Below are 14,983 nucleotides of genomic sequence, written 5' to 3'. Positions count from 1 at the left end.
CATGCAGCCAGCGCGATTGCGACTGCCCGAGTGCTACCTTCCATGCTGACCGCTGCCCGAAGCGCCCCAAAAGTGCAGTTTCCCGAACCTGCCGGGACGGGTGAACCCCGGGCGCTCGCCTAGTGCAAAAAGCGATCGAGCGCCGCCTTGAGCTCTTCTACTTCGGCTTCGATGTTGCCTTCTTGGGAGGCCCGCCCGATGCACTCGCTCAGGTGTTCGTCGAGCACCATGCGAGCCACCCGATCCAGCGCGCCCCGAACGGCGGCAATTTGCATGAGCACTTCCGGGCACGGACGGCTCTCGTTGACCATGGTTTTGACCCCGCGCACGTGCCCTTCGATGCGCGAGAGCCGATTGACGATCCGCCGCAGCGACTCCTCGCTGTGGACGTGCGGTTGCAGGGGGGAGCCGCTACTGGCGGGGGAAGCGGGCTCGATCGCCGAGCTAGCGTGCCGATCGCCGGCAGAATCCGTTTCGGTCATCCCTGCGCGCCTCAGTTGCCCTGCATCCAGTCTAAATCGCGGTGAGCGCCACTCCCCAGCCTCCCCAGCGGCAAGCAGGGGGCACGCCAGCAGTGCCCCCTCACGCGGCAGTCCGAGCGAGCCCGCTTAGGCCTCGGTATCCCCGTTGTCGGCTTGCTCGCCCTCGCTGCTTTCGTCATCCAGGATGGGCAGCACGTCGCCGCTGTCGGTGGTGTAATCCGGCCGATCCTCGAGGCTGTAAGCGCGGGCGGTGCGATCGTCGAGGACTACCTCCTCGCTCCAGTTGCCAGCCTCGGCGCTTCCTTCCAGGCCGTTGCCCTCGGAGGCCTCGGCGGATGCTGCCGTTGCCCCGTTACCGGCGGCAGCCCCGTCGGGCTCGCCGGCCTGAGTGATGGCATCCTGGTGGGCGCTAAAGCCCGTACCGGCCGGGATCAAGCGACCGATGATGACGTTTTCTTTCAGGCCGCGCAGCCAGTCGGAGCGGCCCTCGATGGCCGCTTCGGTCAGCACGCGGGTTGTCTCTTGGAAGCTGGCGGCGCTGATGAAGCTGTCCGTATTGAGCGAGGCTTTGGTAATGCCCAACAGCACGGGCGTGTAGCGGGCAGGGGCCCCGCCGGTGATGGCCATGGCCTCGTTGACCTGCTCGATCTGGCGCACTTCCAGCAGCTCGCCCGGCAGCATGGTCGTATCGCCGCCATCGTCGATGCGCGCCTTGGAGCTCATCTGGCGCACGACGATCTCGATGTGCTTGTCGGCGATGTCGATGCCCTGGGACTGATACACCGACTGCACCTCATCGACGATGAACTGCTGGGCCCGACGCAGCGCGTAGAGCGCGGCTTCGTAGGTGCCGATCTCATCTTTGTAGAGCTCGAAGAAAATATCGAGCAACTCGTGCGGGTTAGCTGCGCCATCGGTCAGGGCTTGGGCCATGCCCACGGCCTGACCGTCCGCAACGAGTACGTTTTGCCCCGGGGCGATGGGGTAGTCGCTGACCGTGCCATCCGCCTCGACGATTTTGACCTCGGCGGTGTCATCTTCGCGGTAGCTCACCTGGGCGGTTCCCGGCCGCCGGGCCAACACGCAGGCTTCTCGGGGCTTGCGGGCTTCGAGCAGCTCCTCAATGCGCGGTAGCCCCTGAATGATGTCGCCGGTTTTGGCGCGCTCGAAGATCAGCAACACGAGGTTGTCGCCGCGCTGGACCAACCCGCCATCGGTGACGTGGAGCACGGCCCCCTGCGAGACGCGGTAGGGGCGGCCCAGTCGCAGCGCAATCGTGCCGTCCTCGACTGATACCACCCGGCCGGAGTCGGGGGCAGTTGCGTCCGAGGCCAGCGAGTCGCCCGCAACGACCCGATCGCCAGCCGCCACTTGGGCTTGCCCTTGATAGGTGACCGTGGCGCGATCGGCCTCGCGCACGATCAGGATGCGCCGAACGGCCTCGAGGCCCTCGCGGATGCCGCGCACCTCGCCGGTGTCCAAGCACCGGATTTCGGTGCGGGCCACCACGGCACCGGCCTCAATCTCATCGCCGTCCTGCACCGCGATCGTCGTTTGGGCGTTTCCGCCCAGCGGGTCGTCATCGCTGTTGCGGCGCACCGCCAGTGGCTCCAGTACCACCAGCTGCAGCAACTCGCTGCCGTCGTCGCTATCGACCAGCTCGACATCCACCCAGGTATGGGACTGCCCGTCGGCCTCGCCGACATCGAGCACCAGCTGCGTGCGGACCAAATCGACGCCATCGACCGATTTGACGCGCTCGCCGTCTTTATACAGCACGCGCTGGGTGGCCTTGAGCCCGATGGGTGGGTTGTTGCGCTGGTTGAGCGATCGCTGCGAGGGCAGCTCCGGGTCCTCGGGGATGCGGTACTCGATCGCCGGCCGCAACAGCAGGGCCTTACCCTGGGGGCTTTGCAGGGACTCGGCGTAGCGCAGCTCTGAGACCTCGACCCCCGGTAAAACCTCTGTGTCGGGGTTGACCAGCTGCTGCTTGACGGCCGGTTCTTCTTCGCTCAGGTGGAGCTCGCCCGGCTTGATGGCGATCTCGCGCAGGATGTCGTTTTTCTGCACGACCTCCACAACGCCCGAGGACTGGCAGAAGATGTCTTTGACGATCTCGGTGCCGGCTTCGACGTATTGCCCGTGCTCCACCAGCAGCAGCGAGAGGTCTTTGTTGACTTCGTGGCATTCCTCGGGAATCCAGAGCAGCGTGCCGCCCTGGGTAACCTCGTAGCCCTGCTTGGCTTTGCCGCGCTTGTCGACCTCGAGGTCGGCGTACTTGACGATGCCGCCGGTGGCCGTTTGGTAGCGCTCGTCCACCAGCTCAGCGACGGCTTGATTGTGTTGGATTTTGGTCCCGGGCGCCGCTTTGAGGGCAAACGTGCGCTCGTCCGCAGTGCGGATGAGGTACTGTTCGCTGCTGCCGCTGCGATCGCGGCTCACCCGAGCCCGATCCAGCTGCAGCGATGCCGTCAGGATCTCGATGTCCTGCCGGCTCTGCTCGCTGTCCCTGAGCCGAACGACGCCGCCGGCGGCCGAGGACACTCGGGTCTCGGCCAGCACCGAGTCCGGCTCCACCCAATCGCCGTTTTGGACCGTGGGCTCGGCCCCAGGCAGCAGGTTGTAGACCTCGCCCGAGAGCACCCAAATCAGGCCGCCGCGTTGGGCGACGCGGGTAATGTTGCCCTGGCGGTCGTTTTTTTCCTCGGGCATCAAGCCATCGAAGATGGCTTCGCCAGCCAGATCGGCGGAGACGTCTTTAACGGCGCGCTCGGTGGATTGCTGCTGCTTGCCAGTGGCAATTTCAGCCAGCAGCTGGCCGGCTTTGACGGCTTCGCCGTCGCGAACCAGCAGCTGCGAGCCGGGCGTGAGCGCAACGGTCTGGGGCTGGCCGCCGGTACTGGGGTGCAGCGTTAGCTCGCCGGCAACCTCCAGCTGCTCGCGCTGGTCGCCGCGCTCGGTTCGGACTTGGCGCGTGCGCAGGCCTTGCTCGAAATGCACCGTCCCTTCCGATTGCGCCCGCACCTGTTGGGCCACCTCGCCGGTGTGGGCGCCGCCGGTATGGAAGGTGCGCATGGTGAGCTGGGTGCCGGGCTCGCCAATGGATTGCGCGGCGATGATGCCCACAGCTTCGCCCAAATCGACCGTGTGGCGGTGGGCCAAATTCCAGCCGTAGCAGTGCTGGCAAACCGAGCGGGTTGCTTCGCAGGTCAGCGGCGAGCGCACCACCACCTCATCGTGCAGCTCGGCAATGTGCTTGGCTAGCGCCTCATCCAGGCTCTGGTTGCGCTGGGCGAGGGTCTCGCCCGTTTCGGGGTGGGTGACATCCTGGGCCAAGATGCGCCCGAACAAGCGATCCGATAGCGGGATCAGGGTCTGCTCGCCATCGCTCATGCTGCTCAGCGGAATGCCGCGCTGGGTGCCGCAGTCGAGCTCGCGGATGATGACATCCTGGGAAACATCCACCAGGCGTCGCGTCAGGTAGCCGGAGTCAGCGGTTCGCAGGGCCGTATCCACCAGGCCCTTGCGCGCGCCGTAGGCCGAGATGATGTAGTCGGTGACCGTTAGCCCCTCGCGAAAGTTGGTCTTGATGGGGAGGTCGATGATCTCGCCCTGGGGATCGGCCATGAGGCCGCGCATGCCCACCAGCTGGCGTACTTGGGCCATGCTGCCGCGCGCGCCGCTCTGGGACATCATGTAGACCGAGTTGAGCGGATCGCTGTCTTCGAAGTTGCGAACGACTTCGTCCTTGAGGGCCTCCGAGGTGCTGTTCCAGGTGTCGATTACGCTCTGGAAGCGCTCCACCTCGGTGATCTGCCCGCGCCGGTAGCGATCCTGGGTTGTGTCGATCTCCTCTTCAGCGGCTTCCAGCATCTGCCGCTTGGCCGAGGGGACCTCCAGATCGTCGATGCTGAGCGAGACGCCCGCTTTGGTGGCGTACCAAAAGCCCATGTCTTTGAGCTCGTCTGCCATGGCGGCGCAGCGTGCGCTGCCGTAGTGGGCGAACGCCCAGCCGATCAGGTGCTTGAGCTGGCCTTTATCGACCTTGCGGTTGAAAAAAATCGGGGCTTGCTCTTGGCTCATGGTTGCGCTCGCAGGGCAAATGTCGGGAAATGGGGTAGCCGGGCAGCTGGCGATCACGCTAGGCGTCCACCAGCGCCGATTGAATGGTTCGGTTGTAGATAGCGCGCCCGATGGTGGTGTAGATGTATTGGGACAGCTGCTCGCCCGTGGTGGATTCGCGCACTTGGCGCATGCGGTAGCGCTTGAGGGTGGTGCCATCACCCAGGGTGCGTTGTTCTAGGGGCTCGCTCTCGTCGTCTTCGGAGTTGACCGGCCCGTTGTAGCGCACCCAGACCCAGTCGTGGAGGCCGACAATGCCTTGCTCGTAGGCGGCGATCGCGTTGTCGAGATTGGCAAAGTAACGCGCGCTCGCGGGATCGGTGTTGGCTTGGGGATCGTCGGCGGTGAGGTAATAGCAGCCCAAAACCATATCCTGGGAGGGCGTCACAATGGGATCGCCGGTCGCCGGGGACAGGATGTTGTAGCTTGACATCATCAGCAGGCGCGCCTCCGATTGCGCCTCCAGCGACAGCGGCACGTGCACTGCCATTTGGTCGCCGTCAAAGTCGGCGTTGAAGGCCGGGCACACCAGCGGATGGAGCTGGATGGCGCGCCCCTCGACCAGAATGGGCTCAAAGGCCTGAATGCCCAAGCGGTGCAGCGTCGGCGCCCGGTTGAGCAAGATGGGATGGCCCTGAATGACTTCTTCCAGCGCTTCCCAAATGCTGGCATCGCCGCGCTGCACCAGCCGTTTGGCCGCCTTGATGTTGTTGACAATGCCGGAGCGGATCAGGCGGTGGATGACAAAGGGCTGGAACAGCTCGATGGCCATCTCGCGCGGCAGGCCGCACTGGTAGATCTTGAGCTTGGGCCCTACCACAATCACCGAGCGGCCGGAGTAGTCCACACGCTTGCCCAGCAGGTTCTGCCGGAAGCGCCCCTGCTTGCCCTCGATGATGTCGGAGAGGGATTTGAGCGGGCGGTTGTTGGAGCCCACCACAGTGCGCCCGCGCCGGCCGTTGTCGATCAGGGCATCCACGGCCTCCTGCAGCATGCGCTTTTCGTTGCGCACGATGATCTCGGGGGCCAGGATCTCCTGCAGGCGCGCCAAGCGATTGTTGCGGTTGATCGCGCGTCGGTAGAGATCGTTGAGGTCCGAGGTGGCAAAGCGGCCGCCATCGAGCTGGACCATGGGCCGCAGATCGGGCGGGATGACCGGCAGGCGCGTCAGCACCATCCACTCGGGCCGCGATCCGGTGGCAATGAAGTTATCGATGACGCGCAGCCGCTTGATGAGCTTGGCGCGCTTTTGGCCTTTGGCCCCCGCGATTTCCTCGCGCAGGTTCTCGGCTTCCTGCTCGAGCTGGACTTCCGAGAGCAACCGCTGGATGGCCTCGGCGCCAATGCCGACCTCGATGCCCTCGAGCTGGGATCCTTCGCTGTAGAGTTGGTCTTCGAGCTCGACCCACTGCTCTTCGGTGAGCAGCTGCTTGTAGCTCAGGTTGCCGGCGTTGCCAGGATCCAGCACGACGTAGGCATTGAAATACACCACCTGCTCGACATCGCGCAGCGGCATATCCAGCAGGATGCTGATGTAGCTGGGAATGCCTTTGAGGTACCAGACGTGGGTGACCGGGGTGGCGAGCTTAATGTGGCCCATGCGGTGCCGCCGCACGCGGGATTCGGTGACCTCGACGCCACAGCGCTCGCACACCAAGCCGCGGTGCCGGACCTTTTTGTACTTGCCGCAGTGGCACTCCCAGTCCTTGGCCGGCCCGAAGATGCGCTCGCAGAACAACCCGTCCATTTCGGGTTTGAGCGTGCGGTAGTTAATGGTCTCGGGCTTGGTGACTTCGCCGACGACGTTGCCGTTGGGCAAGGTCCGCTCGCCCCACTGGCCGATGCGCTCGGGGGAGGCGAGCCCGACTTTGACGTAGTCGAATTGGGGTTCTAGCTGGTGTCTCATGGGTATGGGCAACTCGCTTGGCTGAGCGGCAGGCGGGGATTACTCGTCGAGCTCGACCGCTTCGGCATCGGGGGGCGCCTCGCTCGGGGTGGCTTCCTCAACGGCGCCGTCGCTGTCGCCGTCACCACCATCGACCTCGGCTTCGGGCACTCCGGGCAGGTCCTCGCGCGATAGCGACTCGTAGGTGGGCCGCGAGGGCGTGCGGCGGCGCTCGGCATCGGCCATTAGGTCCACCTCGACATCCTGGCTGCTGCCGTCCTCGGCTGTATCCACCTTATGGACCGACATGTCCAGCCCCAGCGATTGCAGCTCCCGCATCAGGACCTTGAAGGACTCTGGCGTTCCGGGGCGCGGGATGGGCCCCCCTTTGACGATCGCGTTGAGGGCCTCGTTGCGGCCTTGCATGTCGTCCGATTTGACCGTGAGCAGCTCCTGCAGCGTGTAGGAGGCCCCGTAGGCCTCGAGGGCCCAAACCTCCATCTCGCCAAAGCGCTGGCCGCCCTGTTGGGCCTTGCCGCCCAGCGGCTGCTGCGTGACCAGCGAGTAGGGGCCCGTGGAGCGGGCGTGGATCTTGTCGTCCACCAGGTGGACCAGCTTCATCATGTAGGCGCCGCCCACCGTGACCGGGCGATCGAAAGGCTCGCCCGTGCGCCCGTCGTAGACCTGGATCTTGCCCGGACTGTTCGGATCGTAAGCCCACTCGCGCCCGGGCTGCTGGCTGGCCTCGTCGAGCTTTTGGTGCACGCTGTTGCGCGAGGCCTGCTCGCCGTACATCTCGTCAAAGGGGGTGACCTTAAAGCGCTGGCCGAGCTGCTCCCCGGCCCAGGCCAGCAGGCACTCGTACACCTGCCCGACATTCATCCGCGAGGGAACCCCCAGCGGGTTGAGGATGACATCCACCGGCCGGCCGTCCGGCAGAAAGGGCATGTCCTCCGGCGGCAGGATCTCGGAGATGATGCCTTTGTTGCCGTGCCGGCCCGCCATTTTGTCGCCCACTTGCAGCTTGCGCTTTTGGGCGACAAACACGCGCACCACCATATTGGCCCCCGGCGGCAGTTCGTCGCCCTGCTCGCGGGTGAACACGCGCACATCCACCACGCGCCCTTGTTCGCCGTTGGGAACGCGCAGCGAGTTGTCCCGCACGTCGCGCGCCTTCTCGCCAAAAATGGCCCGCAGCAGCTTTTCTTCGGGCGGTTGGTCCGACTCGCCTTTGGGCGTCACTTTGCCCACTAAGATGTCCCCGGCCTCGACCCAAGCGCCGATGCGAATGATGCCGCGCTCGTCCAGCTGCCGCAGCGCGTCCTCGCCCACGTTGGGCACCTCGCGGGTGATCTCTTCGGGGCCGAGCTTGGTCTGGCGGGCCTCGATTTCGTACTTTTCGATGTGGACGCTGGTGTAGGTGTCGTCGCGCACCAGGCGCTCGCTCACCAGAATGGCGTCTTCGTAGTTGTAGCCTTCCCAGGGCATGTAGGCGATGAGCACGTTCTGCCCCAGCGCCAGCTCGCCCCCTTCGGTCGCGCTGCCATCGGCTAGGACCTGGCCGGGGGCAACGCGCTCGCCTTCTTTAACCAGCGGCCGCTGGTTCAGGCAAGTGTCCTGGTTGGAGCGCTGGTACTTATGCAGCGGGTGAGTTACCTCACCCCGCTCGCCATCGGGCCGGACGCGGATGGTTTGGGCATCGACGTGGCTCACCGTGCCCGGTTGGCGCGAGACAGCGACCATGCCCGAATCTCGGGCTGCCTGGGGCTCGACCCCCGTCCCCACCAGCGGGCGCTCCGGGCACAGCAGCGGCACGGCCTGCCGCTGCATGTTGGACCCCATTAGGGCGCGGTTGGCATCGTCGTGCTCCAGAAACGGAATTAGCGAGGTTGCCACCGACACGATTTGGTTGGGCGAGACCGATACGTAGTCCACCCGATCAGGCGAGGTGGTGGAGAACTCGTGGCGGTAGCGCACGGGCACCGAATCGCCCTGGATGTTGCCCTCCTCGTCAGTAGGCAAATCGCCGGGGGATACCCGCAGCTCGTCTTCTTCATCGGCGGTTAGGTACTCTACTCCCCGCTCGTGGCAGATGCGGCCGTTCTCGACCGGGTAGTAAGGGGTCTCGATGAAGCCGTACTCGTTGACGCGCGCGTAAGTCGCCAGCGAGCCGATTAGCCCGCAATTGGGTCCCTCCGGGGTCTCAATAGGGCAAATGCGCCCGTAATGGGATGGGTGAATGTCGCGCACGGCAAAGCCCGCCCGCTCGCGGGTGAGGCCACCGGGCCCTAGCGCGCTCAGGCGGCGCTTGTGGGTCAGCTCTGCCATGGCGTTGGTCTGGTCCATAAACTGCGAGAGCTGCGAGGACCCAAAGAACTCCTTGATGGCCGCGACCAGCGGCTTGGGATTGACCAGCGAGGTGGGGGTGAGCGCGTTCGACTCGCTGACGGTCATGCGCTCGCGGATGATGCGCTCGAGGCGATTGAGCCCCACGCGTACCTGGTTTTGCAGCAGCTCGCCCACCGAGCGGACGCGGCGGTTGCCCAGGTGGTCGATGTCATCGGTCTGGCCGGCGTCGAACTCGAGGTTGATGAGGTAGTCGACGGCCGCCAGGATGTCTTCGGCAGTCAGCACGCGCACCGTATCGGGCACATTCAGCCGCAGCTTTTTGTTGAGCTTGTAGCGGCCCACGCGACCCAGGTCGTAGCGCTTGCCATCGAAAAAGCGCGAATCCAGCAGCTGCTGCCCGCCTTCGACCGTAGGCGGCTCGCCCGGGCGCAGCTTGCGATAAAGATCCATCAGGGCCTCATCGCGGCTGGGATTGCCCTCTTTATCCACCGTTTTTTGGTAGTAGTCCGGATGGCGCAGGGCGTCAGTGATTTCGTTATCGGCCAGCCCGATGGCCTTGAGCAACACCTGGGCGCTGAGCTTGCGCGTTTTGTCGATGCGCACCCAGACCAGATCGTTTTTATCGGTCTCGAATTTGAGCCAAGCGCCCCGGTTGGGAATGAGCGATGCTGAGTAAGTGCGGCGGTTGTTTTTGTCCGTCTCGGCCTTGTAGTAAACGCCTGGCGATCGCACGATTTGGTTGACGATCGCGCGCTCGGCGCCATTGATAATAAAGGTCCCCCGCTCGGTCATCAGGGGCAGGTCCCCAATGAAGACCTCTTGCTCTTTGATCTCGCCCGTTTCCTTATCAATGAGACGCGTGGGGACATACATCTGCACCCCGTAGGTGGTATCGCGCCGCTTGGCCTCTTCCACGTCGTATTTGGGGCGCTTGAGCTTGTAGTCGTCCCCCAGAAAGTGCAGCTCCAGCTTGCCAGTGTAGTCGGTGATGGGAGAGAAGCTGTTGAGCTCCTCAATCAGCCCCTGCTCCAAGAACCAGCGGAAGCTGGCACGCTGAATTTCGATCAGATCGGGCAGCAAGGTGGGAGTTAATTCGCTCATGGCTTAGCGGGTGGTGGTAAGAGCTCGGGGTGGAGAGTGGCGGCAAGGGCGTGCGCGCTGCTAATGAGCCGGTACCGCCTCCGGCCCGAGCGCGAACAAGCGGCAGGCGTTAGCGCTAGCCTGTTGCGCTAGCCCCTCTGGGCTGGTGCCGCGCAGCTGGGCCACTTGCTCGGCAACGTGGCGCACGTAGCTGGGTTCGTTGCGCTTGCCGCGGTAGGGCTCGGGGGCCAGAAACGGGCAATCGGTTTCGACCGCAATCCGATCCGCCGGCACCATCTGCACGGCTGCCTGCACTTGCCGGGCATTTTTGAACGTGACGATGCCGCTAAAGCTGATGTAGAAGCCAAAGTCGAGGAACCACTGCGTTTGCTCGGGAGTCCCGCCCCAGCAATGCATGACGCCCCGGACGGGCCCGTGGGCCTGCCAAAACTCGGCTAGCAGATCGCGCATGGATTCGGCGGCAGCGCGGCAGTGAATGAGGGCGGGCTTGTCCAATCGCTGGGCGATGGCGAGCTGTTGGTAGCACGCCAGCCGCTGCTGCTGCTCGTTCTGGGCTTTGTAGAGATCGAGCCCCGTCTCGCCGATGGCGACGGCGCGCAGATCCGAGCGCGCCAGTGCCTCGATCCGCTCGGCTGTATGGGTGTCCCACTGGTGCGCTTCGAGTGGGTGCAAGCCCACGGCAAAGGCAAGCTCGGGCAAGCCGTCCGCCAGGGCGCGGATGCCCTCGAACTCCTGGGGCTCGACGCAGGAGTGGACCAAGCGCCGCACGCCGGCCTCTTGCCAGCGCGAGCGCAGGGCATCCCGTTCGTTTTGGAACACGTCGAAATTAATGTGGACGTGCGTATCGATCAGCTGCATCGGCCGTTGGGCCCGTCACGAGCAAGCGGGCTCGAGGGAATACGCTAGCGGCTCGCGATCGCTCAAGAAGCCGCTGCCGTTTTGGCTTTTACCGCTTTGGCCAGGCGGGCTTTTTTGCGCGCTCCGTTATTGCGGTGGAGCACCTTGCGCTTGACTGCCTTATCGATTTTGCTGTGAGCGGCCGCCGTCGCTCGCTCGAGCTCGGCTTGCGACTCGGCGCTCGGGTTGGCGGCGTAACGATCCGCAGCCCAATGGGCTTTTTTGATCAGCGTCCGAACTGCCGAGCGGTACGCTTTGTTCCGCAGGCGATTGCGCTCCTCCACGCGGATGCGTTTCTTCGCCGATTTGATGTTCGCCAAGGCTATCCTGCGAGCAACTGACTCAAGAATGCGATACGGGGATCGATAGGATATCCCACTCTAACAGATCTGGCAGCAACTGCTGGCCCTGCTCGATAGAGCCCTGCGCTGCCTGCGGTCGCTGTCTGGGGTGCTGGCTGCACATCCTCTCAAAATAGCACCATTACGAGCCTGCTGCCAGCCTCGGGTTAAGCTGTAGGCAAAGCGCCGATTCGGCCGGGTTGCCTGCTGCAAGCTGCAGCGGCAACGGCAGGCCCCCGGCAATCGCGACCAGCCTGAGCGGATGCCATGCTGCGAATTATCAAGCGCGCCGATGAAGCCCAAGCCGAGCTCCAGCGGATCAGCCAACGCACCTACGACGAGCGCATCCGCGACAAGGAGGATGCGGTGCGGGCGCTGTTCCCAACGGTCAGGCAGGGCGGTGATCGCGCGCTGCTGGACTATACGGCCCAGTTTGACGGGCAAACGCTCGCGCCCGAGCAGTTGCGCGTGAGTGGCGCAGAACTCGATGCCGCCTACCAGCAGGTCTCGCGCCAGTTCATCGATGCCATTCGCTTGGCGCGCCGGCAGATCGAAGCATTCCACCGCCAGCGCGTGCCGCGCTCGTGGGTGCAGTTTGGCAGCGACGAGGTCGTGCTGGGCAAGCGCTACACCCCCGTTGCGCGCGCCGGCCTCTACATCCCCGGCGGGCAAGCGGCTTACCCCAGCACAGTGCTAATGAACGCCATCCCGGCCCAGGTGGCGGGGGTCCCGCGGCGCGTCATGGTAACCCCACCCGGCCCCGAGGCGCAGGTAATGCCAGCGGTGCTGGTTGCTGCTCAAGAAGCCGGCATTGAAGAAATCTATCGGGTTGGGGGCGCCCAGGCGATCGCGGGGCTAACCTTTGGCACCGAAACCCTGCCTGCCGTCGATGTCATTACCGGCCCGGGCAACATCTACGTCACCCTTGCCAAAAAGCTGGCCTACGGCACAGTGGGCATTGACTCGCTGGCCGGTCCCTCCGAGGTGCTGGTCATTGCCGACGGCAACGCCGATCCCGTCCGGGTTGCAGCCGATCTGCTGGCGCAAGCCGAGCACGATTGGATGGCGGCTGCCATTTTGCTTACCCCTGATGCCAGCTTGGCCGAAGCCGTCCAGGCGCAGGTGGAACAGCAGCTGCAAGGCCACCCGCGCCGCACGCTCACCGAGAAAGCGATCGCTCACTATGGTGCGATCGCCGTTGTGGACTCGCTCGAGCAAGCAGCCGAGCTCTCCAATGGCTTCGCGCCCGAGCATTTGGAACTGGAGGTCAGCGACCCCTGGACGCTGCTGGAAGCCATCGAGCATGCCGGCGCCATCTTTTTGGGCTACGCCACGCCCGAGGCGGTGGGCGACTACCTAGCCGGTCCCAATCACACGCTGCCCACCTCGGGCGCAGCGCGCTATGCCTCGGCGCTGGGGGTGGAGACGTTTCTCAAGCACTCCAGCTTGGTGCAGTACTCGGACGCTGCCCTAGCCAAAGTGTCCGATGCCATTCAAACCTTGGCGCAAACAGAGGGGCTGCACTCGCACGTCCAATCCGTACGCTATCGCACCCAAGATGACGCCTCGGCTTAAGCCAACACGGCCGTCAGCCAGAACAGCCCATCGACCCCGATCGTGCAGAGGACGGCACCGCTAAACGCCCACCAGTGCAGCTTGTAGGACTGCAGCGCCCCTAGCCCAACGCCCAGCAGCACCAAGACCAGCACTAACGCCCATGCCAGCCCCCAGGGGGTGTGGAGCTGGGTTAGGGCCTCTTGCAAGATGGGAGGCGCCAAGGCCGGTTTGACCTGCATGACCTCGCGCCAGTAGGGAATGAGCCCAGCGAGGTAGAAGTAGGCATCGGTGATGGCTGTGCCGAACAGCGACCCGAGATAGAAGCAGTTGCCCACCAGGCCCCAACCGCGCCACAGTCCCCACAGGGCGAACGGAATGCCGATCGATTCGATGGGCAAGTGCACGATGGGTTCCCAGCGCCACCACCCCCAATAGATCGAACCGGCCAGCCAAGTCCAGCTAAAGCCCAGCAACAGATCGCCCCAAAATTGCGTGCGGCGCTGTTGCAGCAGCCAGAGACTGACCCCTACCCAGGCCAGGGTTAGGGCCAAGCTCCACTCGGGCAGCCAGCGCACCAGCGGTGCCTGAACGAAAACCGGAACCGAGACCAAAAACGCCCCCGCCCCAAACGCAACGCGGAGGCGGCGCTGCGGGCGGCGGCGCTTCGGGGGCCCCAGCTGGGGAGCGCCGGTTAGCGCGAAGGGGGTGGGATCGAACAAGCGCGCTTTACCCTTTGTTACTGAATTTAATCTTTATCGCAAGCGTAGCACGTTTAGCCTTATCCCCCTAGGGGGGATAGCAAAAAGTTGCTCGCCTATACTTGGTAGCGGCAACCGTGCGGGAGGGAGGCATGCCAAACGGAAGGCTGCGGTGCCCGATCGCGCTGGGCGGGGCTGTCCTGGGCAGCCTGCTGGCGCTGCATTACGCAGGTGCGCGGCAAGGCTGGGCCGCTCCGGCAGCAGCGGAAACTGCAGAGTCGGGCGTGGGCCTGGGACAGGCGGCAGTGTTGGGCATCGTGCAAGGCCTGACCGAATTTTTGCCCATCAGCAGTACGGCGCATCTCAAGGTGGTGCCGGTTGCACTGGGCTGGGGCGACCCCGACATCACCTTCTCGGCCGTCATTCAGCTGGGCAGCATTGCGGCCGTCGTTTGGTACTTTTGGGCAGATTTAGTGCGCTTGGCCGGCGCGACCGTTGCTGCCGTTCGTAGCTCGGACTACCGCTCGAGCGAATTTCGGCTGGCGCTGGGCATCGCCATTGGGACAGTGCCCATTGCCATCGCTGGGCTGCTGCTCAAGGTTTTGGTTGCGGATCTGGAAGACTCGGCGTTTTGGGGGCTAACCACGATCGCGCTGGCCTCAATCGTGATGGGGTTGCTGATGGGCATTGGCGATTGGTTGGGCGCCCGCCAGCGCAGCTTCGAGCGGTTGAGCGCGCGCGATGGCATTTGGGTGGGCCTGGCGCAAGCTCTGGCCATTCTGCCGGGGGTCTCGCGCTCGGGCTCGACCATCACGGCCGGACTGTTTTTGGGACTGGAGCGCCCGACGGCGGCCCGCTTTTCTTTTTTGCTGGGTATACCGGCCATTGCACTAGCTGGGGGGGTTGAGCTTGCCGACGCCCTGGCCGCACCCAGCACCGGTGCCGCCTTCCTGCCGCTGCTGGTGGGCGTGGTGTCCTCGGCAATTTTTTCCTATCTGGCGATCGCGGGGCTGATCCGCTACCTGCAGCGCCAGAACACGTGGGTGTTTGTTTGGTACCGCCTGCTGTTGGGGGGCGCGATCCTGGTGGCCGTTGCCGCCGGCGCTTGGGACTAGCGCGCGCGTTGGGAAGACGGCCCGGCGTTCCCCCGCCCCAGCTGCAACTGCCGCAGCTGCCGCTCGATCGCGGCTCGGGCTTGCTGCAGGTCGTCCAGCTTGCGCCCAATGTTGAGCTGAGCCTCAATACTGGCCATGCGGATGCTAAGGGCCAGGCGGTCGATCTCGGCTAGGCGGTCGCGCAGCCGCGTCTCGAGCGCGCTGGCCGCCGGTTGGGCGCGCGATCGCTGCTCTGGGGTGGGGCCATTGCTGCTGCCGCTCTCGGGCGTTGCCAGCGCCGGGGCCGGCGCCATCAGCAAGCTCAAGGCTGCCAGCATTGCCATCGCCCGTTTCATGCCGCAGATAGCGCTGCCACCGAGCGCTTGGGACCCCCTAGTTTAAAATACCGAATTGCGGTGCCCGCTGGGAGCGCAGCTGCCGCCTCGATTCCTGTCCT

General features: G+C 64.7%; 10 protein-coding genes. 2 read left to right on the top strand and 8 right to left on the bottom strand.

All coding sequences use genetic code 11. From position 1 onward, the window contains the following. Positions 1-119 precede the first annotated feature (119 nt). The 6 genes from BRC58_07920 to BRC58_07895 all read right to left on the bottom strand — a co-directional run bounded on the left by BRC58_07920 (position 120) and on the right by BRC58_07895 (position 11,156). Entirely contained in the window at positions 120-482 is a 363-nt protein-coding gene (locus BRC58_07920; GenBank protein ID PSP16844.1) for a hypothetical protein, read from the bottom strand. A gap of 126 nt (positions 483-608) precedes the next feature. Further along, a complete protein-coding gene (locus BRC58_07915) occupies positions 609-4,565 on the bottom strand; it encodes a DNA-directed RNA polymerase subunit beta'' (GenBank protein ID PSP16843.1) in 3,957 nt (1,318 codons plus the stop codon). 58 nt (positions 4,566-4,623) lie between these two features. Continuing rightward, a complete protein-coding gene (locus BRC58_07910) occupies positions 4,624-6,510 on the bottom strand; it encodes a DNA-directed RNA polymerase subunit gamma (GenBank protein ID PSP16842.1) in 1,887 nt (628 codons plus the stop codon). 39 nt (positions 6,511-6,549) lie between these two features. Then, positions 6,550-9,939: a DNA-directed RNA polymerase subunit beta gene (gene rpoB / locus BRC58_07905; protein PSP16841.1), complete on the bottom strand. Its 3,390-nt coding sequence runs from the start codon at positions 9,937-9,939 to the stop codon at positions 6,550-6,552. A 60-nt stretch (positions 9,940-9,999) separates the two neighbouring features. Beyond that, positions 10,000-10,797, bottom strand: coding sequence for a deoxyribonuclease (locus tag BRC58_07900; GenBank protein PSP16840.1), 798 nt, complete (start codon positions 10,795-10,797; stop codon positions 10,000-10,002). Positions 10,798-10,859: 62 nt separating this feature from the next. Then, positions 10,860-11,156 (bottom strand): 30S ribosomal protein S20, encoded by a 297-nt coding sequence (locus BRC58_07895; protein PSP16839.1) that lies wholly within the window; start codon positions 11,154-11,156, stop codon positions 10,860-10,862. A 288-nt stretch (positions 11,157-11,444) separates the two neighbouring features. Here BRC58_07895 and hisD point away from each other — a divergent pair, with 288 nt between their 5' ends. Further along, positions 11,445-12,752 (top strand): histidinol dehydrogenase, encoded by a 1,308-nt coding sequence (gene hisD / locus BRC58_07890; GenBank protein PSP16838.1) that lies wholly within the window; start codon positions 11,445-11,447, stop codon positions 12,750-12,752. Here hisD and BRC58_07885 read toward each other — a convergent pair. Further along, complete coding sequence (locus BRC58_07885) at positions 12,749-13,453, bottom strand: DUF3120 domain-containing protein (protein ID PSP16837.1); 705 nt, start codon at positions 13,451-13,453, stop codon at positions 12,749-12,751. The genes hisD and BRC58_07885 overlap by 4 nt on opposite strands. Positions 13,454-13,584: 131 nt before the next feature. Here BRC58_07885 and BRC58_07880 point away from each other — a divergent pair, with 131 nt between their 5' ends. Next, on the top strand, positions 13,585-14,547 hold the full coding sequence (locus BRC58_07880; protein PSP16836.1) for an undecaprenyl-diphosphatase: 963 nt from the start codon (positions 13,585-13,587) through the stop codon (positions 14,545-14,547). Here the strand turns inward: BRC58_07880 and BRC58_07875 are convergent. Continuing rightward, positions 14,544-14,870, bottom strand: coding sequence for a hypothetical protein (locus tag BRC58_07875; GenBank protein PSP16835.1), 327 nt, complete (start codon positions 14,868-14,870; stop codon positions 14,544-14,546). The genes BRC58_07880 and BRC58_07875 overlap by 4 nt on opposite strands. Positions 14,871-14,983: the final 113 nt, after the last annotated feature.

The organism is Cyanobacteria bacterium QS_8_64_29 (assembly GCA_003022125.1).
GTDB lineage: Bacteria > Cyanobacteriota > Cyanobacteriia > Cyanobacteriales > Rubidibacteraceae > QS-8-64-29.
The sequence above is the reverse complement of the archived record's forward strand: the minus strand, read 5'-3'. Positions and strand labels throughout refer to the sequence as shown.

Excerpts from the sequence above, each read along its gene's own strand:
- BRC58_07915 (PSP16843.1), bottom strand. The coding sequence starts at position 4,565 with ATGAGCCAAGAGCAAGCCCCGATTTTTTTCAACCGCAAGGTCGATAAA.
- rpoB (PSP16841.1), bottom strand. The coding sequence starts at position 9,939 with ATGAGCGAATTAACTCCCACCTTGCTGCCCGATCTGATCGAAATTCAG.
- BRC58_07875 (PSP16835.1), bottom strand. The coding sequence starts at position 14,870 with ATGGCAATGCTGGCAGCCTTGAGCTTGCTGATGGCGCCGGCCCCGGCG.
- BRC58_07910 (PSP16842.1), bottom strand. The coding sequence starts at position 6,510 with ATGAGACACCAGCTAGAACCCCAATTCGACTACGTCAAAGTCGGGCTC.
- hisD (PSP16838.1), top strand. The coding sequence starts at position 11,445 with ATGCTGCGAATTATCAAGCGCGCCGATGAAGCCCAAGCCGAGCTCCAG.
- BRC58_07880 (PSP16836.1), top strand. The coding sequence starts at position 13,585 with ATGCCAAACGGAAGGCTGCGGTGCCCGATCGCGCTGGGCGGGGCTGTC.
- BRC58_07900 (PSP16840.1), bottom strand. The coding sequence starts at position 10,797 with ATGCAGCTGATCGATACGCACGTCCACATTAATTTCGACGTGTTCCAA.
- BRC58_07920 (PSP16844.1), bottom strand. The coding sequence starts at position 482 with ATGACCGAAACGGATTCTGCCGGCGATCGGCACGCTAGCTCGGCGATC.